The organism is Microcoleus sp. AR_TQ3_B6, from assembly GCF_036702785.1.
GTDB lineage: Bacteria > Cyanobacteriota > Cyanobacteriia > Cyanobacteriales > Microcoleaceae > Microcoleus.
The window spans coordinates 1-19946 of the sequence record NZ_JAUBVJ010000119.1 but is presented as its reverse complement, the minus strand read 5'-3'; the positions used below and the strand labels follow the sequence as shown (position 1 = coordinate 19946).

19 protein-coding genes and 4 pseudogenes are annotated in these 19946 nt (G+C 41.9%); 8 read left to right on the top strand and 15 right to left on the bottom strand.

What is annotated here, in order from left to right; translation table 11 throughout:
• Positions 1-210: 210 nt before the first annotated feature.
• Both QUB56_RS37540 and QUB56_RS33480 read left to right on the top strand, forming a co-directional pair.
• Entirely contained in the window at positions 211-558 is a 348-nt protein-coding gene (locus QUB56_RS37540; protein ID WP_445243433.1) for a helix-turn-helix domain-containing protein, read from the top strand.
• Between the two features lie 6 nt (positions 559-564).
• Positions 565-1149 (top strand): IS630 family transposase, encoded by a 585-nt coding sequence (locus QUB56_RS33480; RefSeq protein WP_332960661.1) that lies wholly within the window; start codon positions 565-567, stop codon positions 1147-1149.
• On the opposite strand, the gene QUB56_RS33475 is transcribed toward QUB56_RS33480, so the two are convergent.
• Positions 1127-1567: an RNA-guided endonuclease InsQ/TnpB family protein gene (locus QUB56_RS33475; RefSeq protein ID WP_445243432.1), complete on the bottom strand. Its 441-nt coding sequence runs from the start codon at positions 1565-1567 to the stop codon at positions 1127-1129. The two genes, QUB56_RS33480 and QUB56_RS33475, sit on opposite strands and share 23 nt — an antisense overlap.
• Positions 1568-1648: 81 nt before the next feature.
• On the opposite strand from QUB56_RS33475, the gene QUB56_RS33470 reads away from it, so the two are divergent.
• The 4 genes and pseudogenes from QUB56_RS33470 to QUB56_RS33455 form a co-directional block, all read left to right on the top strand.
• Positions 1649-1846 carry a hypothetical protein gene (locus QUB56_RS33470; protein WP_332960660.1) on the top strand — a complete coding sequence of 66 codons (198 nt, stop codon included), beginning with the start codon at positions 1649-1651 and terminating at the stop codon, positions 1844-1846.
• On the top strand, positions 1839-2147 hold the full coding sequence (locus QUB56_RS33465; RefSeq protein ID WP_332960659.1) for a hypothetical protein: 309 nt from the start codon (positions 1839-1841) through the stop codon (positions 2145-2147). Before QUB56_RS33470 ends, QUB56_RS33465 begins: the two co-directional genes overlap by 8 nt.
• A 213-nt stretch (positions 2148-2360) precedes the next feature.
• Entirely contained in the window at positions 2361-2723 is a 363-nt protein-coding gene (locus tag QUB56_RS33460; RefSeq protein ID WP_332960658.1) for a transposase, read from the top strand.
• Between the two features lie 30 nt (positions 2724-2753).
• A pseudogene (locus QUB56_RS33455) lies at positions 2754-2981 on the top strand (ISKra4-like element ISMae18 family transposase); the annotation flags it as partial.
• Here QUB56_RS33455 and QUB56_RS37535 read toward each other — a convergent pair.
• Together QUB56_RS37535 and QUB56_RS33450 are read right to left on the bottom strand one after the other, a co-directional pair.
• A complete protein-coding gene (locus QUB56_RS37535) occupies positions 2978-3211 on the bottom strand; it encodes an Eco29kI family restriction endonuclease (RefSeq protein WP_445243431.1) in 234 nt (77 codons plus the stop codon). The pseudogene QUB56_RS33455 and the gene QUB56_RS37535 sit on opposite strands and share 4 nt — an antisense overlap.
• A 192-nt stretch (positions 3212-3403) precedes the next feature.
• Positions 3404-5020, bottom strand: a complete 1617-nt coding sequence (locus QUB56_RS33450; RefSeq protein ID WP_332960657.1) for a GH3 family domain-containing protein — start codon at positions 5018-5020, stop codon at positions 3404-3406.
• 806 nt (positions 5021-5826) lie between these two features.
• Between QUB56_RS33450 and QUB56_RS33445 the strand changes: the two are divergent.
• Positions 5827-6702 (top strand): annotated as a pseudogene (locus QUB56_RS33445) (IS701 family transposase); the annotation flags it as partial.
• A gap of 1452 nt (positions 6703-8154) precedes the next feature.
• Here the strand turns inward: QUB56_RS33445 and QUB56_RS33440 are convergent.
• Both QUB56_RS33440 and QUB56_RS33435 read right to left on the bottom strand, forming a co-directional pair.
• Positions 8155-8505, bottom strand: a pseudogene (locus tag QUB56_RS33440) (DNA cytosine methyltransferase).
• Between the two features lie 27 nt (positions 8506-8532).
• Positions 8533-9699: a histidinol-phosphate transaminase gene (locus QUB56_RS33435; protein WP_332960656.1), complete on the bottom strand. Its 1167-nt coding sequence runs from the start codon at positions 9697-9699 to the stop codon at positions 8533-8535.
• A gap of 292 nt (positions 9700-9991) precedes the next feature.
• On the opposite strand from QUB56_RS33435, the gene QUB56_RS33430 reads away from it, so the two are divergent.
• On the top strand, positions 9992-10276 hold the full coding sequence (locus QUB56_RS33430; RefSeq protein WP_332960655.1) for a WGxxGxxG family protein: 285 nt from the start codon (positions 9992-9994) through the stop codon (positions 10274-10276).
• 155 nt (positions 10277-10431) lie between these two features.
• On the opposite strand, the gene QUB56_RS33425 is transcribed toward QUB56_RS33430, so the two are convergent.
• The 10 genes and pseudogenes from QUB56_RS33425 to QUB56_RS33380 form a co-directional block, all read right to left on the bottom strand.
• On the bottom strand, positions 10432-11139 hold the full coding sequence (locus tag QUB56_RS33425; protein ID WP_332960654.1) for an ROK family protein: 708 nt from the start codon (positions 11137-11139) through the stop codon (positions 10432-10434).
• 32 nt (positions 11140-11171) lie between these two features.
• A complete protein-coding gene (locus QUB56_RS33420; RefSeq protein WP_332960653.1) occupies positions 11172-11864 on the bottom strand; it encodes a YqiA/YcfP family alpha/beta fold hydrolase in 693 nt (230 codons plus the stop codon).
• A 314-nt stretch (positions 11865-12178) separates the two neighbouring features.
• Positions 12179-12664 carry a Spy/CpxP family protein refolding chaperone gene (locus tag QUB56_RS33415; RefSeq protein ID WP_332960652.1) on the bottom strand — a complete coding sequence of 162 codons (486 nt, stop codon included), beginning with the start codon at positions 12662-12664 and terminating at the stop codon, positions 12179-12181.
• A 19-nt stretch (positions 12665-12683) separates the two neighbouring features.
• On the bottom strand, positions 12684-13121 hold the full coding sequence (locus tag QUB56_RS33410; RefSeq protein ID WP_332960651.1) for a hypothetical protein: 438 nt from the start codon (positions 13119-13121) through the stop codon (positions 12684-12686).
• Positions 13118-13708, bottom strand: a complete 591-nt coding sequence (locus QUB56_RS33405; RefSeq protein ID WP_332960662.1) for a sigma-70 family RNA polymerase sigma factor — start codon at positions 13706-13708, stop codon at positions 13118-13120. Before QUB56_RS33405 ends, QUB56_RS33410 begins: the two co-directional genes overlap by 4 nt.
• A gap of 739 nt (positions 13709-14447) precedes the next feature.
• Positions 14448-16490, bottom strand: a complete 2043-nt coding sequence (locus QUB56_RS33400) for a transglutaminase domain-containing protein (RefSeq protein WP_332960650.1) — start codon at positions 16488-16490, stop codon at positions 14448-14450.
• Positions 16491-16492: 2 nt separating this feature from the next.
• A complete protein-coding gene (locus QUB56_RS33395; protein WP_332960649.1) occupies positions 16493-17845 on the bottom strand; it encodes a DUF58 domain-containing protein in 1353 nt (450 codons plus the stop codon).
• 3 nt (positions 17846-17848) lie between these two features.
• A complete protein-coding gene (locus QUB56_RS33390; protein WP_332960648.1) occupies positions 17849-18811 on the bottom strand; it encodes a MoxR family ATPase in 963 nt (320 codons plus the stop codon).
• A gap of 55 nt (positions 18812-18866) precedes the next feature.
• Entirely contained in the window at positions 18867-19403 is a 537-nt protein-coding gene (locus QUB56_RS33385) for an opioid growth factor receptor-related protein (protein ID WP_332960647.1), read from the bottom strand.
• Positions 19404-19563: 160 nt separating this feature from the next.
• Positions 19564-19815 (bottom strand): annotated as a pseudogene (locus tag QUB56_RS33380) (glutathione-disulfide reductase); the annotation flags it as partial.
• Positions 19816-19946: the final 131 nt, after the last annotated feature.

The following is a 19946-nucleotide window of genomic DNA, read 5'->3' as shown; positions in this document are numbered from 1 at the left end:
ACTTAACGCTCTTAATCAGGAGAAAACATTGCAGCGTAGTCTTCGTCAAAAAATCAAACAGGCTTCTATGAATAATGATTATATGATGACTGTTCTCAACTCCTTTTGTAAAGCTTGATTGAGATGCTCTTACCCTGGGTCGAGAGAAAGATGCTGTGCGTCACGAAAAACTGCTGATTCTGTATTGGCTCAAAACCAAAACAGTGGATAGTGTATTGTCTGCTGCGGTGCGATACCGGTAAGCATCGTACCACAATACAAAGATGGTTGTCTAGCTACCGAACAGGGGGAATAGAAGAATTATTATGCCAGAAACCTCGTCCTGGTCGCCCCAGAATTATGAATCCCGAAATTGTAGAGAAATTGTCAGAAGAGTTAAACCAAGTAGAAGGATTCAGTAGCTACAAAGAAGTACATCAATGGTTGACAAGCTGTTGTGACATTCCTGTGGCATATCGGACAGTGCATCAATGGGTAAGATATCGCCTTAAAGGCAAATTAAAAGTTCCACGAAGGCGTGAGTCAAAAGCAGAAACAGGGAGCAGTAGAAGAGTTTAAAAAAAAATGCCAATCTTAATTAAAGCCAGTCTGAGTCCCTGCCAGAGCTTTTTAAAACAATGGAAAAAAAAGCGGTGTTGGACTCAAGACGAAAGTTGGATGGGGTTGCATACAATTCAAAGAAGAAAGCTAACAGGTTACGGCATAAAACCGCAACGCAAAGTACAATGGGACTTTACTTATTTGTGGTTGTATGGTGCAGTAGAGCCACTAACAAGAGCCAGTTTTTTTTATGAGTTTACTCATTTAGATACAGTGTGCTTTGAGAAAATTTTAGAGCTGTTTGCTAGTGAGTATCCGGAAGATTTACATCTAATTCAAGTAGATAAGGTCGGGTTTCATAACTCTTTAAATCTCAGTATACCAGAAAATGTTATTTTACTATTTCAACCCGCCTACAGTCCAGAAGTAAACCCAATAGAAAGACTGTGGGGATATGTAAAAGAACAATTGAAATGGTTGAGATTCGAGCGAATAGAAGAGTTGAGAGCAGCGGTGCAAAAAGAGTTAAAAAATTTGACTAAAGAAGTCATTGCTTCTTTGACGGGATGGGAATTTATTTTGGTCGCTATATCTGTAGCAGAATTTTAGGAAATTGGTAGAAACTAGAGGGTATCTCTCCCCAAGCGTTAATTTCGGCGTGCCCCGCCGTATTTTGGGCGCGTTTCAAGATGTTAATTGCTGCGTTGGTGTCTCGAGCTGCCGAATACCCGCAATGCGGACAAATGTGCGTTCTAGTTGATAGAGACTTACTGACTTTTTTGCCACAATTCGAGCAATTCTGACTGGTATTGTGGGGCGATACAGCTACGGTTTTTGTTCCGTAGACGCTCCCAAAATAATCCAACCACGTCCGAAACTTAGACCAAGTAGCATCACTAATCGACTTAGACAGTTTTCGGTTCTTTACCATGCCCTGAACATTTAAGTCTTCATAGGTGACCAAATCATTAGATTTGACGTAACGGAGTGCCACTCTCTTGACAAACTCTTCTCGCTGCCTACTCACTCTTATACCAATTTCATAAAATAGTGATACACTTAGTAAGTGGGATTTTTGTAAGTTAGTACCCAAGTATCAGGAGGAAAAATGTCAGGAGTCGTTAGAATTGAGATTCAGGAAACCGCAGCAGAACTGAAAGACCTGATGCGTCAAGAGAAAGATGCTGTGCGCCAAGAAAAACTGCAAGTTCTCTATTGGCTGAAAACCAAAATGGTAGAGAGTGTATTATCCGCTGCTGTGAGGCGCCGGGAAACATCGTACCACAATACAAAGATGGTTGTCTAGCTATCGCTCGGGAGGGATAACAGAATTATTGTCCCAGAAACCTCGCTCGGGAAGACCAAAAATTATGAAAGTACAAACTATAGAGAAGCTCGAAAAAGAACTGAGCGACCCTGAAGGATTCAGTAGTTACAAAGAAGTACACCAATGGTTGACAAGCTGTTGCGACGTTCCCATAGCATATCGGACAGCCCATCAATGGGCAAGATATCGGCTGAGAGGTAAATTAAAAGTTCCGCGTCCCGTAAGTAAAAAACAGAAAAGAGGAGCAGTAGAAGGGTTTAAAAAAAACTGCCAACCCTAATCAAAGCCAGTCTGAGCCAAAGTGAAAGTTTTTTTAAACAATGGAAAAAAGTCCGATATTGGAGTTGTGATGAAAGTCGGCTGGGATTGCATACGATTCAAAGAAGAAAGTTAACTGGCAAAGGAATAAAACCGCAAGGAAAAGTGCAATGGGACTTTACTTATTTGTGGCTGTATGGGGCAGTAGAGCCGTTAACGGGAGAAAGCTTTTTTTATGTATGAGTTTACCCATTTAGATACAGTATGTTTTGAGAATTTTTTAGAGCTATTCGCTAGTAAATACCCTCTTGATTTACATATAATTCAAGTAGATAATGGGGGGTTTCATAGCTCTTTAAGTCTCAGCATACCAGAGAATGTAATTTTACTATTTCAACCCGCCTACAGTCCGGAGGTTAACCCAATAGAAAGATTGTGGGGGTATCTCAAAGAACAATTGAAATGGTTAAGATGCGAGTGCATACAAGAGTTGAGAGAGTCTGTGCAAAAAGAATTAAAAAACTTGACGAATGAAATCATTGGTTCTTTAACAGGATGGGAATTTATTTTAGATGCCATATCTGTAGCAGAACTTTAGGAAATTGGTATTAGAAGTAAAGAAAGTCAAAATTTCCAGAATTATCTCCGAAAACATCAGTCAAGAATCCCCAATTACCAGAATTATCAAAATCAGGGTATTGATATTGGTTCGGGAGCTGTAGAGTCTTTAATTAAACAGATTGGAGCAAGAATTAAGATTGTAGGTGCACAGTGGAAAGAAAAAAACGTGCCTCAAATTTTAAGACTCAGATGTGCGTATTTAAATAATGAGATTAAAATGAGTAGTTATGCTTAGTTAAAAAGCGGGATGCTCCCGTCTACAGCTTCTATCGACTTTCTATCCTCTGACAAGCGTCCGTAAAGAGTGTTGCCAATAGTTATACGCCCCGTCCGAGGACCGCCCGGACCTGCTTTACCTACATAGATTGGCATACAACACTTATTCCAGTTTCCCTGTTTAATTAGGTTATACATGGAGAAGTTCCCCTGGTAGTACCGCAAATATGCTCCGTAATATGCGCTCAAATAGTCCGTCAGGCGATCGAGTTACTGAAGCTTGTAACAATTTTGCCTTCTACAGAAAGCGATTAAGTTTTCTGGTAAATCTGGCGGGACTCTAAATACTTCGAGCAGGGAGTAAATTATCTTTAACAGTGACTACACTCTAACTGCTCTAACTGTCTCCAGTCGCCCTTGGCTTTTGCCAGAGGTATATGGTTAAGATGCGCTTATCCTGCTCTTACCCTGAGGCATAAAGTGAACAGTAGAATCAAAAAAATTAAGAAAATCTTGGCTCTCAGTTAGACTGGGAAGCTTTTTCTGCCCTGGATTCCATTCACCTGCTTTTGTTTTTGCCAAAATATATCTGTCAAATTCTCCATCTGGTAGACTGATTACACGTAGTGGCTGAAGCACATTCATGTTTCGTACCTCAGCATACGACACATTTGACTCAAAGATAGATTGCTCTATCTCCGTTGCAAATTGATCTAAATCCTGTGGAGGAGTAGAAAAATCAATGGCAACAACGTAGTGTGGACGCGGTTCAGTCACCGCCGTGCATAAATACTCCCGATGCACACACTGATTCTTTTTTGTTGCCTCACTTAGAGCCACTTTAATGTGAGTTTCGCTCATTTTTTCCGTTGCTATGTTAACCTCTTTTTCCAGACGCCGTGAATATACAAATAACAGAGGCTCAGTAGAAACAACTTTGATAATATCTCCAGGAATATAGGTAGTAAAACCAAGATAATTAGAGATGCAAAATACATACTCTTTACCAGGTTTGACGTCAGCAACTGTGCATCGGGTTGGAATAATTCCATTATCAAACTTCCAATTGATATACTCATCAATATCTAGAAACTCGTAGAAAGCATTGTTCGGCATTAAAACCATCGCCGGATTGTTTATATCATACTGAAATCCATAAACACCTTCTGAACCAACGTAACTCTGAAAAATTACACTATTAGGCAAATTTTTATCTATCCAATTTCTATATTTATATGGGTCTACACCACCTAGTTGTAGGCTTAATAAATTAGGCCATATCCTAGAAATTTTTATCTTACCATCTTCTCGATAGAATCGCTGTAACTCTGCTGCTCGTTGTGGATTATTTTCTGCCAATACTGAGAATAGTTTGCCACCAAAAGCATTTTCTATTTCTTGTAAAAACATTAATGCGTAACTTGTAACTCCTATTAGGCGCGTGAGGTTTCTTTGCACATAATAAACTGCTGTTTGCAGCATTCTTTCCTCCCAGTCTTCTATTAATTGAATGCTTATAGGAGGTGCCAAAGGATTTTCTGGTAAACTATGTTTGGCTATCCACCCAGTAACAAATGCTAGAGTTTTTTTTGTGGCTCCAGTTCCCACCGTGCCACAATTACCACTAGCGTGTATTAAGAAACTTTCACCTTTTAATATTTTTAAAGCTGGAGAACCAACACGATAAATAAAACAATTAAGAGGGGCCTTGCCTGAAGTAAAAAAAGTTTTTTCAAATTCTGTATTGTAAGGAAACAGTTTAGGTGAACCAGTTGAGCCTGAAGTTTGAATCCAATGAGTAGGTGGTTCTGGATAAAGTACATTGGTTTCACCTGCAACAATCCGCTCAATATACGGTTTTAAATCGCTGTAATGCTGAATGGGGGTTTGAGCTTGGAATTGTTCAATACTTTTAATATCAGCGTACCCTCTTTCTTTACCTACAGCAGTGTCTTTTAGTTTATTTAATAGGGTAAAAAGAAATTTTTCTTGAGTGCTAAAAATATTATTATACTCTTTAAACCAAGCTTCCGTTTCAGTTTTTATTTGTTCGTACATAATAGCACCTGGCAATTAATAAAATTTTCAGATTAGGGAGAGTGGGAACCTATTCTACATCATCAATGTCCCCCGTGGGAATGGTTGGTGGTTTTCCCTTCACCACTGGAGTCCGCCGCTCGACACCACCACACACTTGGGACAAAATTCTTCCGACAATTCAGCCAACTGATCGGGCAGGTCTTCTATGGTGATGGGGTTTACGGTTCCTGTAGATTGAGGGCATGAAGTTTTTCTTGCCTATGAGAGTTTTTACCTTATTGATTGGGTAGTATTATTGCACACTTTAAGTAAAAATGAAACCCTTATCCTATATATAATTTAGGCAGGACTTACGCAACTGGCACAGGGTGATGAGTACGATCGCCACACGGGCCCGCGTGCCTGGTGCTCAGGGCATAACGATCGTCCTCCCAGGCTTTTGGCAATCGATCGTGCAACCAGATTTATGCTCTGGCGAGTGCGGAAACAAATCAGATTGAGTTGAGTCGGCAACAAATTTTCAGGTGTTTGAGCGCCTGATTCACCACCAGCCACGGGCCTCTGATCGCCCGGTTCCCATCTGAGTAACACGCCCTCTTCACCCACTTGTTGACAACCCGAGCCAAACGTTGTCTGAGCGAGCGCCCAAAAGTGCGATCGTAAACGGCTTTATAAATCGAATTCGCTTCTGCACTCTTTTTGAGCAAATAACAGATCCGGCGAAAGGCGGTCAATTGACAACAGCTATAATCAGAATATTTTAATTACACTATCTATGAGATGCGACACAACTTAACTACTGTCAATATTTATTAAGTAGTCAAATCAACTACACGCTTGGCAGAGCGTGTAGAAACAATCAGTCATTCGTGTAGATTAATCGGTATCTCATCCAAGAAAAATTAACCCCTCAGTTGTTATGGGAGAATGTGGAACCGCTGATTACAGCTCATATTGACGGTTATTTAATTTTTGATGATACAGTTTCCGATAAAAGATACAGGGAAGATATTCAATTGAGTGGCAGACCATATAGCGGCAATGAACATAAAGTAATTCTAGGCATAGGATTAGTTAACTGTGTGTATGTCACTCCTAAAAATTACTCTTTTTGTTGGGTAATAGATTACCTAATTTATGAGCCAGATAGAGATGGAAAAACTAAAAGAGACTATTTGTTAGAAATGCTGCAAGGAGCAGTCATTTCTAATGGTCGGGCTTTTAATACAGTCTTAACGGACACCTGGTATGCCAGTCAAAAAATCATGCAAGCTATTGACAAACTGGCCAATATATATTACTTTTTTTTCAAAAACAATCTAGTGTTAGACGACACCGAAGGTAAAGAAGATTATCTATCTGTTGAACCTTTAAGTTGGACAGGCCTGGGGACTAAAGTCAGGGAAAATTATTAAAATAAAAACTATCCCCAAATTCAGAAAAGTGAAACTCTGCCGGGTAATTGTTTCTCGCAACAAAACGGAATATGTCGTGACTAACGACAGGACTCAATAAGCGCACGAATGACCTACAAAAAGTGTGTGCTATTCGTTGGAAAATTGAGGGATTTCATATATAACTCAAGAAATTAACAGGCATAGAGTCAAGCCGCGTGTTGTAAAGATCGGATTCAAATAAATCATGTTGCGTGTGCTTTACTCCTGTGGGTAAGGCTCAAAAGTTTAGCCAATAAAACTGATTAAACAATATATCAAATTCTACACAAAATACTCTCAAATTATTTGATTTAACAACTAAAACGTCCAGATGTTTCAATGTTGCTCTTCTAATTTTTTGATCCATGGTGCTCTTGAACCATTGTGACAGTTGCGTAAGTCCTGATAAAGACATAGCCAGAAGTTTCCTTATGTTCTGCCTATCGAGCGCAAAGCTATCGGCTCAAACTATACGCTGCAAGGATTTAAGCGAACTTTGGCAGAGACAATTATTTGCGATAAATGTACTTTATAGACTGTTGTATCAGCTTTACGACAGTGTAAAAAGTGTATTAAATGCCGTGGTAAACCGGAGTATTAGGCGCGGGTACTTTCTCCGCGTTAAACAGGGAAACTCCATCGGCCAAGTCCCAGACCGATCGCCCCAGCACCGCCCCGATCGCTTAAAACATCCCATCAAGCATTTGGGTAACCTCTTGTTGGTCGCGGCCTCAGTTGTCGTCATATACAGCAGATTCCATGTCTATATAATACACTGTATTTAGTATATAAGCGCAAAAAATGAAACCTTATGCGAGCGAGACCAGTGAGAAAATAGTTAAATTTTATGAACAAGGTGATACATCTATTCTGAGAGTAGCAGCCAGATTTGATGTGAGTAAAGGGTTTGTTAAAAAAATCTTAAAACAAAAACAAACGACTGGTCATGTTCAACCTAAAAAACTTTCTTGGAGGTCTTCTAAGTGTGTTACGCTCGCGCCGGAATAAATTAACTCCGATGGAGAAAAATATTTGGATAGCAGTCATAATATTGTGAATATTGGCTTATGAACTACCAGGAAGCTATCAGCCCTCGGCTGATGTGTCGTGAACTACACAAATAAGTTATGAGGAGAAAAAATATACGCAGTAGCCAGTCTGCCGAGGGAAAGAGTGCAAATTTATATGTGTGAATATTGGGAGAAAGTGAAAAATATTGACCCTGAAAACCTCGTTTTTTTTGATAAAATGGGCTTTTTATTGGGTGAACCCTCACCCATGCACGTTCAATATGTGGTAGTATACTTAACGATTTAAAACCATTTTATTGGGGTACAAAACTCACAGTTATCGGAGCAATCAGCTTGAAAAAACTTGTAGGATTAATCACACTTGCAGGGGTCGATGGATGGTAAGGCTTTTGCAGTTTTCATTCAACACTTTTTAGTGCCAAATCTCTGAAAAGGTGCAGTCGAAGCCAATTGATAATCTCCCGGCCCGCAAGCTGGCGGCGATTGAACCTTTGATTCAAACGGAAACGGCGCCAGTCTCCTCAATTTATTACCCTATTCTCCGGACTTTAATCCGATAGAATTATGGTGGTCACAACTGAAAGCTTTTTTAAGTCAGTTGTCGCCAACTACTACCACTCCGGGTTGACGTTTTACTTGGCGTAGGCCCTTGAACGAGTCAATACTAAGCACTTCAAAAACTGGTTTACAAGCTGCTGATACTGTACTTCATAAACCTGGAATTCGCTGGATTTCGAGCGTCCTCACTTCCGCAGTGTTTTCCTCCAACAGAAAAAGGCTGACACGGGGGCCCTCCAGTGAGGAGGTCTACTCCCTTTTTGAGTTCTAGCGATGTAAAATCGAATTTAGCGATATCTGTCTCAAAAACAGATTAGTTTGCGATCGCTTTTACACCGCGCCGCTGATTTTCGCGAATTGTCTCGCAGGCGTTTTTGTCCAGCTCGATAACTGCTTTATGACAAAAGCCGGCTTTTGATACGCCTATTGCTAAGCCTGCAGATCCGCTGAAGAGTTCTACAGAGTTGATTATTAGCATTGTATTGAGCAACGGTGGATATTAATTTTAATCGAAAATCGCTGCGATTCGATCGACTGTTCGCTGATTTTCCTCCGGGCTACCCACCGTAATTCGCAAACCTCCCCCAGTATGCCGAATTAAAGTACCTCGCTCTTTTAGGTGCTGCATGATTTGTTGGTGTTCCTGTTGGGGGGATTCGCCCTCACCAGCTTTCACCCGCAGGTAAACGAAGTTAGCCGCACTCGGCCAAACTTGCAATTTTTGATACTGAGTTAGCGCTGCTATTAATTTGGCTCTTTCTGAGATAATTTCGGGAATTACTGCCAGCAATAATTGCCGTTGCGCTAGGGCCAATTCTGCTGCAATTTGGCAAAAACTGGGGAGGTTGTAGGGGAGGCGGATTTTTTCTAAGGCGGCTGCGAGTTCGGGATGGGCGATCGCATATCCGACTCTCATTGATGCTAGTCGAAATGCTTTGGAGAATGTCCGCAAGATTATCCAATTCGGGTGATGGTGCAATTTGTCGGCTAAAGTATTTTGGCTGAATTCAAAATAAGCTTCGTCAATTACTACTAATATTTGTGACGGCAAATTTTCCAGCCATTCTATTTCATCTGGTGTCAAAGCATTGGCTGTGGGGGAATTGGGATGAACCACAAAGACGGCGCGCACGGGGGGATTTTGATTGTGGGCGATCGCCCTTTTAGCAGCCTCGATATCGATTTCAAAATTCTCCTCTTTTCGCTGAGCGCTCACAACGGGAATGCCGAGGGTTTGGGCGATTATTCCATACATCGAAAAGGTGGGATTCGCAACGAAAATAGAGCCGGTACCGCCCAAGCAAGTAGCTATTAAGAGCGATCGAATTAGTTCGTCGGAACCGTTGCCCACAGAAATATTGTCGGCTGTAATGGCGGTTTTGGGCAGTGCCACCCCACCTAGGGCGGTGATTGCGATCGATTCATTGACGTATTGGGCGATCGCCTCTTTGAGCGCTGCGTGGCCTCCGTCGGGATAACGATTTGTCTCAATTAACTGCTGGTAAGTCCAAGCTAGCTTTTTTTTTAATTCTTCTGGCAAGTCGTAGGGGCATTCATTGGTATCGAGGCGATCGAGTACACTTTCCGAGTGCGCTGATTCTCCTGACGCGCCCCCGGGATGGGGAGTGTATGCGGTAAGTTCGGCTAAGTCTTTTCGGATAAAGGGAAGCATGGTATGATTTTAAACTTTTGATTTAGATTGTCACCTTACAAAGCAAGGCAGAAGGCACAAATCAAGAAAAATTACGAATGCAAAAATTTTCATTTTTTACCTCGCTGCTGAAATTTTTGCCGAATGCCGACTTACGAATGCTGTATCAAAGGCGTCTCAACTTAGGATATAGCCTTTTCTATCTCGAAAGCAAGAGGAGAGAGGGAAGTGAGTTTCTGTCGCTCGATTGATGCCGGGGGCGCAGCAAATTGATTATTTTGAAATAGTAACTGCTGATATTTGGAAACCGAGTATGAAAGTCAAGCCTTCAAATATATCTAAAACTACCGCCGCTACCCTCATAGCTTTGAGTTTGGCTGTTCTCCCTTCAGCTATGCCTGCTGAGGCTCAAACTAACTCCGATCCGGCACAGAACAATACTGGTTCTAATGGAGTTGTTCTAGACAGAACTCCCTTTCAAGAAAGCAAGGGCGACAACCAGCATTGGGGTGCTTTGGGTTTGCTGGGTATCCTCGGTTTGGCGAATCTGTTTCGCAAGGATGAACCCAAACGCTACCGCGATCCGATGGGCGAATAAATTTTTAAACCGCGATCGCACAAGCCAAAAAACCAAATCAACTGTCCTCGATTCAGAAACCGGGTTTTTTACGAAAATACTGGATTATGGCGTTTTGTTCTGGCAAAAAACCCGGTTTCTTTGATAGTGATGGGCATTTTTGCCACAAAGTTCATTCAATCGCGCCACAAAGCAATTCCGCCCAACAAACCGCTCACATTGGGTACTATTTTTACGTGCGGTGGTAAATCAAAAACAATCTTTTTAGTATTGCCGCCGCCGATGTAAATGCGATCGCAGTTAAAGAGATTTTGCAGAGAGGTGAGCGCTTTTTCGAGACGGCGATTCCATCTTTTGGAACCGACTGTATCTAATGCCGATCGCCCTAATTGCTGTTCGTAAGTTTCCCCTTTGCGAAACGAGTGATGTCCTAATTCTAGATTTGGCACCAAGATACCATCGACAAATAAGGCAGAACCGAAACCGGTGCCAAGGGTAATTACTAATTCTACTCCCGTCCCAGCAATTGCTCCCAAGCCTTGAATATCGGCATCGTTAGCCACTCGCACAGGTTTTCCCAAGCGATCTTTGAGGGTAGTTTGTAGGTCAAAATCTATCCAAGACGGATCTAAATTTGCTGCTGTTTTGATGAAGCCGCCACTGACGACGCCGGGAAAACCGACGGATACTCGGTCAAATTCCCCTTGTCCGCTGGCTAAAGAGGCGATCGCCTCTAGTACGGGTTCAGGTTTCGGCGGTTGAGGCGTTTCTAAACGGCTGCGTTCGGTTTGGGGTTTGCCTTCATCGTCCAAAACCATAACTTTGATGCCGCTTCCGCCAATGTCAACGGCTAAGGTGCGAGTCGATCGATCTTGTTCAGTCATTTGAGTGTTAAGACTTGCAAGTTGGTCAAATTTTAATTTTTGAATTGGCAAAACTTTGGAATCGCTTCCCAAATTTCCGCTAGGACATTTCCCAAAGAATGATCGTCTTCTAATTCGATTAATTGCACCCAGGGACGGTTAGCGGCAAAATTTCTGCTAGCTTGAATCGGTATTATTGTATCATGCTTCCCGTGAAGAATTAACGTAGGCACTGACCGCATTAATTTTTCTTCAGGGTATTGAGCCATATCTGCCACAAACTGATAATGCAGCGGCAGATAACGCTGTGCGCCGTAGTGGTAAACGGGCAGATATTTCTCAGACTGCCACTTTTCTAACTGTTCCTGTCCCAACAGTGGCAGCCAGTGGGAGATAAATTGAAAAGCCGGTGCTAACAAAACTATTTGTTTTACTGACAATTGTCGCTGGGCCAACCAAGCGGCTGTCAGTCCCCCAAAACTAGACCCTATTATGGTGACTCCCCCTAGATTTTTTACATTTTCTGTGGGAGATTGGGAGGATTGGGTTGGCAAAAATTCTGTTTCTATTTGGTTTAATTGGCGGGTGAGAGTGAGAGCGGAAAAATCGTTTTGATTGAGGTCGGGAGTTTTTAGGTCAATTCCTAGGTAAGAAAATCGCTCTCGGAAATATTTAGCCTTAGCTGAATCTGGACTTGAAGCAAATCCGTGTAAATAAATGTAACTCGAATCGTTCTGTAAATTCATCCAAAAAATTTTATGATACTTCCCAACTCATTATTTTAACTTAATATGAGTTATTAAATAAAAAATTAAAGCCGCTAAGTAGATGAAAATATATACTGATTTTGTCAAGAGATAAAGCTATCGAAGAGACTTGAACTTGGTGCGCTTTTAGACGGATTTTCCGCAGATAGAAAGCCCTTGCATAAATTACAAAAAATCAGCGTTTCTCCCTGCCTGCATTTATTGATTTATACCTGCTTACAATGAATCGCAGAGTGCACACTACGCACCCTGCGATTCACTCAAAACTACTCCTCAATTACTGCGGTTTTTGACTACTGCGTTTTTTGACCGTTTTGCCTCCGGTTTTTAGCAGTTTGTCGGCGCTGCTGCATCATTTGAGCTAATTGGCTGCGCTGTTCGGGCGTCAGCACTTCTCGCATTGCGAGTGTACTTTCAAATTGCGCCTCTTCCAACTGCTGCCTCAATCCGATTATTTGACGGTGTTTTTCACGCATTTGGCTGGCAGTTGCCGTGCCGGTCATCATCGTTGCCAATTCTTGTCTGGCTTGGCGGACTGCTTGCATCCGCTGGGAAATTTGGTCTTTGTACCGAGCGCTAATTGCCTGCATTTTCTGCTTTTGGTCGGCGCTTAAATTGAGTTGATCGAACATCCCACCTTGCTTGCCACCTGGTCGATTGGGACGCTGGTTTTGGGCAATTGTCTGCGGTTCGACGGGGTTGGAAACGGCTGTTGCTGCGGTTGCACTGCCGAGGGTCAACATTAAAAAAGCTACGGCCCAAAGGCGGCGAATAGACATGAAAATTACCTCTTAAAGATTAGTTATTTGTTGCCGGTTCGGTGTCACCAGCATAGCTGAAAGTCAACCAGTCTGTTTGCGGGCGATCGAGGGAATTTTCCCCAGGAGAATCGTTCAATACACCCTCCCAATTATTGACGAGAAAGGCTTCTAGGCGCGCCGCCTCATCCGCGTGAAATTGTCCGGGAACTAGCCCAGGATACCCCGACAAAAAAACTAGCAGCCCAGCAGCGATCGCAGAAGGAAAAGCCCACTTGGGAAAACCGACAATTCCTGACCTTTTACTAGACCTGGTAAATTGCGGATCTCTTAGATAATTGAACTCTCTTGCAGTCGCATCATTTCTGTCTATTGCTGCTAAAAGTTTTTGCTCAAAATCTGGCGCAGCTTCGGGAACGTTGGGGCGATATTGCTTCAATAAATTGACTAACTTTTTGTCGCTAATTCTGTCCTTCACAGCTCCTCCACCCCTTGTTTTTGCAAAAATTGTCGCAGAGAATTTCGGGCATAAAACACGCGAGATTTGACAGTCCCTGCCGGCAGTCCCAAAATTTGGGCTACTTCTTTTTGCGGGATGTCTTCTAAGTCGTGCAGCACCAAAACGCTGCGGTGTTCAAAGCTCAATTGCTCCAGTCCCCGCTGCACTAAGTCTTGATAGTGCAACTGCATCAAGTCCGATGTGTTATCTTTGAGAATAACCCGAGCCATTACTTCTTGATTTTTGAGTTGGGAGTCAAAAGAATGCTGTTTAGCAAATGCTTGTCTTTGATCGGAAGCCACATTCCAAGTGATTCGATAAAGCCAAGTAGAAAAGTTTTCCTGGTGCTTGAGTTTGGGCAATCCTTTCCAGACTCGCAGGAATACTTCTTGCGCTAAATCGTCAAGAAGCGAGGGACCGCAGAGTTGGTAAAGGGTTGACCTGACTTTGTGTTGGTAGCGTTTGTAAAGGTAGCGAAAGCAAGTGCGATCGCCCTTTAGACATTGAGCAACTAAGTCCGAGTCGGAACAGTTATCGGTTAAAACATTGGCTGACACAGCTAACACCTGTGAAGTCTCCCTCACCAGTTCGTTATCTGAAGGGTTTAGACAGGACGATCGCAAAAAAGGTTCAAAGGATTTAAAATTTTTTTTCGACGAGGCCGCAGGTAGGGAAACGGCACTGCCGTGTCCTGATTTTTCCTGTAATTAACAAGTTCCGAGGTGTAAAGTCTGGGAGCCCAGATCCAGAGTCCGAGCCTTGGTTGAGAAAATAGACCCTCTGACTCGCCCCAGAAGCGTTACTTTCGCTAAGCGCCTAGTAACAAGTAAAACCCGTAAAAATTTGCTCAGCGAGTAAGAACAGGACAATGCCCGTTGGTGTCAACTTAACCTCAAATTTAGTGCGAGTCTTCTGTCTAGCGATTAAGACCCGATCCCCGGGCGCTCCCCGAATCGTTGCGGGGGGACCAGAATCTTCTCTTTCGTCCCCCTTTTTAAGGCTACCGCGTACACACAAGTGGATTATGAGCTAGTTTCCACTCTTGCTGTTCAACCAATGCCTTGGTAGGAGGGTAGATTAATTGTATAAGTACCCTGATAAGGCTGTTCTCTTAAGTAGGCATAAAGCAATTGTGACTTGTCTAATAACCGACGGTATTGTACAAGTGATTTAGAAAAGGTATATATAGCGGTTCTCAATTAAGGGAGGTACAAATTTATATTGAATAATTGAATAATTGGGCAATTAACGAATGAATTAAAACCTCCTAAATACCCAAATTTAAAATCTAAATCTGTACATCATCTACCTGAGAAAAACTATAGTAGACTTACCGCTTTTATTAACCTGAGAGTTTGAGGCGATCGCCTGCCTGCGATATTGCTCGATCCAGGCTTGAATTGCCAATTTAAATTCAGCTTTTTGTGCGTCTTGAATTCCTTTTGGATCGAAGCGGTCGCAATAATGAATCTCAATCAACAAAGCTAACTCTTCGAGACAAGATAATTCCGGTTTTTCTTTTTTTAACCTCTCGATCCAATTTTTAAAAGACTCGGAAGGAGGGCGAATCAATCCCGAGTCATTTAACGCCTGTTCGATTAAATAAAATTCCGATTTCGGACTCAACGAATCCTTGTTATAAATAGCTTTTAGCCATCTTTGTTTCTTAGATAAAAGGCGTACAGTTTTCTTAAAATTAGCATTACACCTCCAAAAAAATATTAATACCAGCAAAATGACTCCCCCATACTTCAATCCATAGCTACCTGATAAATATCGCAACCCCAGCAAAATTTTGTAACTCAATAGCGACCATAAATCCGAGAAAAATTCCCCAGAGGCAGCAGCATCCTCCATGCTTTCCCAATCAGAAGGCGTAGGATCGAAAGCTTGCCATTTTCCCGCGATATAAGCCAAAGTCCAAGCATGAGCATGGCGGCTTCTTACAATATATTGGTTCTCCAAAGAACTAAATTCGTGAACAGAATATCCCACAGCATAACGGGCTGGAATACCGAGTTTTCTCAGGAGAAGTGTCGCAGCAGTAGCAAAATATTCACAATGTCCAGAGCGAGTGTTCAGTAAAAATGTTGATAGAGGCGTAGCATCATTATCTTTGCCCCTAAGCTTCAGTGAATAAACGAAATTTTTTACAAAAAACCACTCTATTTTATCTAATATTTCTGGTGGCGACTTTCCTTGAGTATCCATTTGACTGAGGATTTTATTCAGTGCAGCTATTTCTGATTTTGGTATTTGCAGGTCGTCTTCTGTAGGCGGGCTATCTACAGAAAAATTATTATTAAAGTAGCTTCGATAAGCCAGCATATCAACTTTGCCCACCACTTTTATTGTGCCATATTTATTCTTTTCCATCTGACTGACAGGCAATTCGTCAATTTTAAAAGTTCCATCTGGCAGCTTTAATAAACCTTGGTTGCCTTGGAGTGTAGCCGAAATAGTAATCGTTGATGGATTTGGTAGTTGGTCGCCTAAATCCCAAGTTGTGCCATTAATCTTTGGTTGTACGGGAACAAAGTTAGGATTTAACGCCAGCCAAAGTGAAGAGTTGTACCGATTATAAGTGGCTTCTCTTAGCAGTCGGGGAGGAGTCTGTTTAGCTTCAGGAGCAACTCTAAAAATAATTTCATTTGACTGTTTTAATAATCCTACTGACCCGATGTTCGTTTGTTTTTTCAAAAAATCTGTCTCTTGAGAATTCCCATTACTAATCCATGAGATTGCTTGCTGTTCTACTGCTAGGTGAAGTTGGTGCAAGCCCATCTGCCCTATAAATCCTATACTGCCAGCAATTAACATCAGACTAAGCCAGAGAATAGATGAAAAATTTTTCGTTCTTACCGACCACAAAGCAATAGCGGTTAATCCAAATATCCCAGCATAAAAAGATATCTCTCTACTATTCGTCGCACTAGCGGATAGCAGACAACAGATAAAATAGGGATGATTTAGATTCACCATCAAGGGGTTAAGTAGTGCTTTTTGTGTACCCTTGTTTAGCCACAAAAACATTAGGCGTATATCCAGACTTTCCTTGACAGAATATACCTGAGCAGCTACCAGTGGAAAAAATACACCAGGAAGCCACTGCAACAAATTATATATCAAGTAAATAGAGCGGTTGGCGACCAGGAGATAAACCAGCAAACAGCACAAAAAAATCAGGCATAAATTAGCAATGCGCCTAAAATCACTAGCTGAAAAATCCCACCGATAAGGCAACCAGTTAGCTGCCTCTAAAATCAGAGCAATTGGCAACGCAAAAAACCATAGTCCCGTCTGCCAGCCCCAAAAAATTACACTAACACCCAAAAGAAACACTGGCATTTTCATAGTTTCATTAACTCCTCTTGTATTTGACCTAGCTTTAAAATATGGCAGCTTGTTAAGTCATCTTTAATCAACTCTAAATTGAAGCTATCTAATTGAGCTTCTCGCTCTGTTAAAATTAAAACTAAGGTATGGATACCGCGACTTCTCAGATAATTTACTAATCTTTTTCTAGGTTCGTCCCAACACAAAAATATACAAATACAACCGCTTAGCATAGAGATTTTCTCCATCACAACTGAGGTGAGCGAGTCAAAATCTTTATCCTGACAGGCACCGACAGAGGCGAGAATTTCTAGCATTTTGTCAGTAGATTTCAGTCCTCTGCCAAAGGTAAAACAATAAGCTTCTTGAACGACAAACATCAAATCCAATAAGGATTCTTGAGTCTGAACTTCATAGGATAATGAAGCAGCAATTGAGATTGCCTCTTCTAAAATTTCACTATATTTTACATTTTGAAATGTATCCAAAATTAGGGCGTGCCTCACAAAAAATTCATCCTGTTCTTCTTTGACAATTGGCTTACCTGCTTTTGCCCAACTTTTCCAGTGAATTTTGCGTAGCGAATCTCCCTGTCGATAATCCCGCAGAGACCTAAATTCCTCCGAATCTCCAACGGATGAAGCTAATGTTACGCCACCTGATTGATATCTTCTTGAGCCAGGGAGCTGAATTGGTGGTAAATGATATAGTTTGGGTAAAATTAACATAGATTGGGGCAAGAAAATTGTTTTACAAGCATTCCAAATCCCAAAAGGATCTGACCTAGTAACTGTGAGACCACTGAGGCGGATAACACCTCTGCAGGACGGCGTAATTTCACCTACCACTTCTGTTTTGCTATTGGGTGGAAGAACAGGTAATTCTATTACCTTAGCTGTGGCGCATTGTTTTCTATAAATCAGCCACAGCCAACGATAATAGCCGAAGTATTTATCCCATGAAGTGCGCTTTTCTTCACCGGGTTCAGGTGTTTCTATAAATTCTTGAAAGCTTGGGTATGGGTCGGCAAAATTTTCCCACAATTGCAGGTTATTTTGACTCTGGCTAGTTTTGTTCTCAATGAGAATACGGTATTTTAAAGTGACTCCAACAGTTGCAAACTTTGGCAATAACCGTACTGCATTGAAGCGGAAGCGAAAAAAATTACTAAAAATTATGGCTATTCCTATAATTGACAACAGGAAAGTAAAAATTTGATAAGTCACAGTCTGATTAGTATCTAATCCTAAAATTCCTGCTAAAAGCGTGCAGCTAAGCACTGCTAACCCATTGTTGGTCAATCGCTTCTTTCGCGAGCGATTTACACGCCCACAGAAGCGAAAAATAGCGTAGAAAAAACGTTTCATTTTTTAGGCGGGTACAGGAATAGATTTGATAATTTCTTCAACAACACCTGGGGCCATTCTACCAGAAAAACGCGCTTGAGGTTCCATTACTAGGCGGTGAGCGATGACTGATACCGCCTGTTCTTGAATATGTTCTGGCGTAACAAACTCATAGCCATCGAACAAAGCTAATGCTTGAGCAACTTTCATTAAAGCTATGGAAGCTCTGGGACTCGCCCCTAGTTGTACGCCTTCGGCCCAGCGAGTTGCATTCACGATATCTACGAGGTAACGTTTCAATTCTTCACTAATTCTAACTTGCTTTACCTGCTGTTTTAAGCTAATTAAATCCTCTAAATTAACGCAGGTTTGAAGTGTATCAATAGGATGTTGATGAATTTGGTCTCCCAGCAGGTTAACTTCTTCTTCTGGTGAAATGTATCCTAGACTAAATTGAACTGCAAAGCGATCCATTTGGGCTTCAGGAAGTGGATAAGTGCCCCGAGATTCTACTGGATTTTGAGTAGCAATGACAAAAAATGGGTCTTTAAGTTTGCGCAAATTTCCGTCAATGCTGACTTGAAATTCTGCCATTGCTTCTAGGAGGGCGGATTGGGTTCGCGGTGATGACCGATTGATTTCGTCAGCCAAGATAATATTAGCAAAAATTGGACCTTCGTGGAAATGGAACGTGCGTTGATTGGGGTCGAGCATGGATATGCCCAAGATATCGGATGGCAAAAGGTCAGGTGTAAATTGAATGCGTTTAAAGGTGACATCGACAGATAAGGCTAGGGCTTTAGCTAGGGTAGTTTTACCTGTACCGGGATAATCTTCTAGGAGGACGTGCCCGCCACTCACAAAGGCTGACAGCAATTTCCTGATTGCTGCTGATTGCCCTTTTACGACTTTTTGAATGTTGTTGGAAATCCTGTGATAAATTTCTCTGCCCGACTGATCGTGATTTTCTGTAATTGCTTTATCCATTATTTATTGTGTTCGTAGCGTTCGGTTACTGTCCCGCTGATTGGCTTCGCTCGATTTAACTCTTTACAGCATTTTTCCAATATGTATAAGTTTTTAAACCAATACTTTCTTTATTTTCATTATATATCTCATCCAAACATCTGAAAAGAGCCAAGGCATAATTCTTCAATCCCAAATTTGTCAAACTTGTAAGAATCCTAGTCAGCCGCAGGTAGTTGTGATTAAATTGTTCAATCCACTCTCTTTTTCTTGACAAATATTCCTCGGATTTTGCAATTACAATTTCTGCGTTTTCCCCTTCGCGGCATTCCAACCCGTAAAACGCCAGCATGACTTTGAACGAATGGACTAAGCGATTTCTCAACTCTGCACTTGTTCTAAAAGCTTGAATTACCTCATCATTTAAAGTAGGAGCACTGGAATTAAAGCTGCTCTTTTCTCTCAGCGGAAACAGCCATTGAATGTAATTGTGTACGGATTCCAGCTTCTGGTAATCCCAGGACCAAATATCCTCGATCGCCCGACCTTGTGAGTCAGGCTGCTGGCCGAGATAGAATGCTAAAATTTTGTTTTGTTTGGTTGAATTACTCATTAATCCCTTTACGGGCGGGCAGAATGCCCACCCCACAATAAAATTTAATTTTTCTGTGGAACAGGCATCCTGCCTGTTCTGGAAAATGGTGCAATATCTGAATTTTAACCGACTTTAGACTGTTAGGCAGGGGTTTAAACCCCTGGCTGCTTCGCCCGCTTTACCGCAGAGTCACAAACTCTTCAGCAGTCGATGGGTGAATGCCAATAGTCGCGTCGAAGTCTTTCGGGCTAGCTCCCATATTAACCGCGATCGCCATTCCTTGAATAATCTCGCCCGCGTCTTTCCCAATCATGTGCACGCCCAAAACTCGATCGGTATTAGTCTCAACGATTAACTTGACAAAAGTTTTCTCGTCTGCACCTGTCAAAGCGTGAAACATCGGCCGAAACAGGGCACTGTAGCACTTAATAATGATGGCTGTCTGCCATCACTATTAAAAATACGACAATCAACTGGTAGACCCCCTGAGGGGGTGACAAAGAGGTCTAGGAGATAGACCGAATAAGGGTTGCAGCCCGCATACCTTGTTGATAAAAGCGA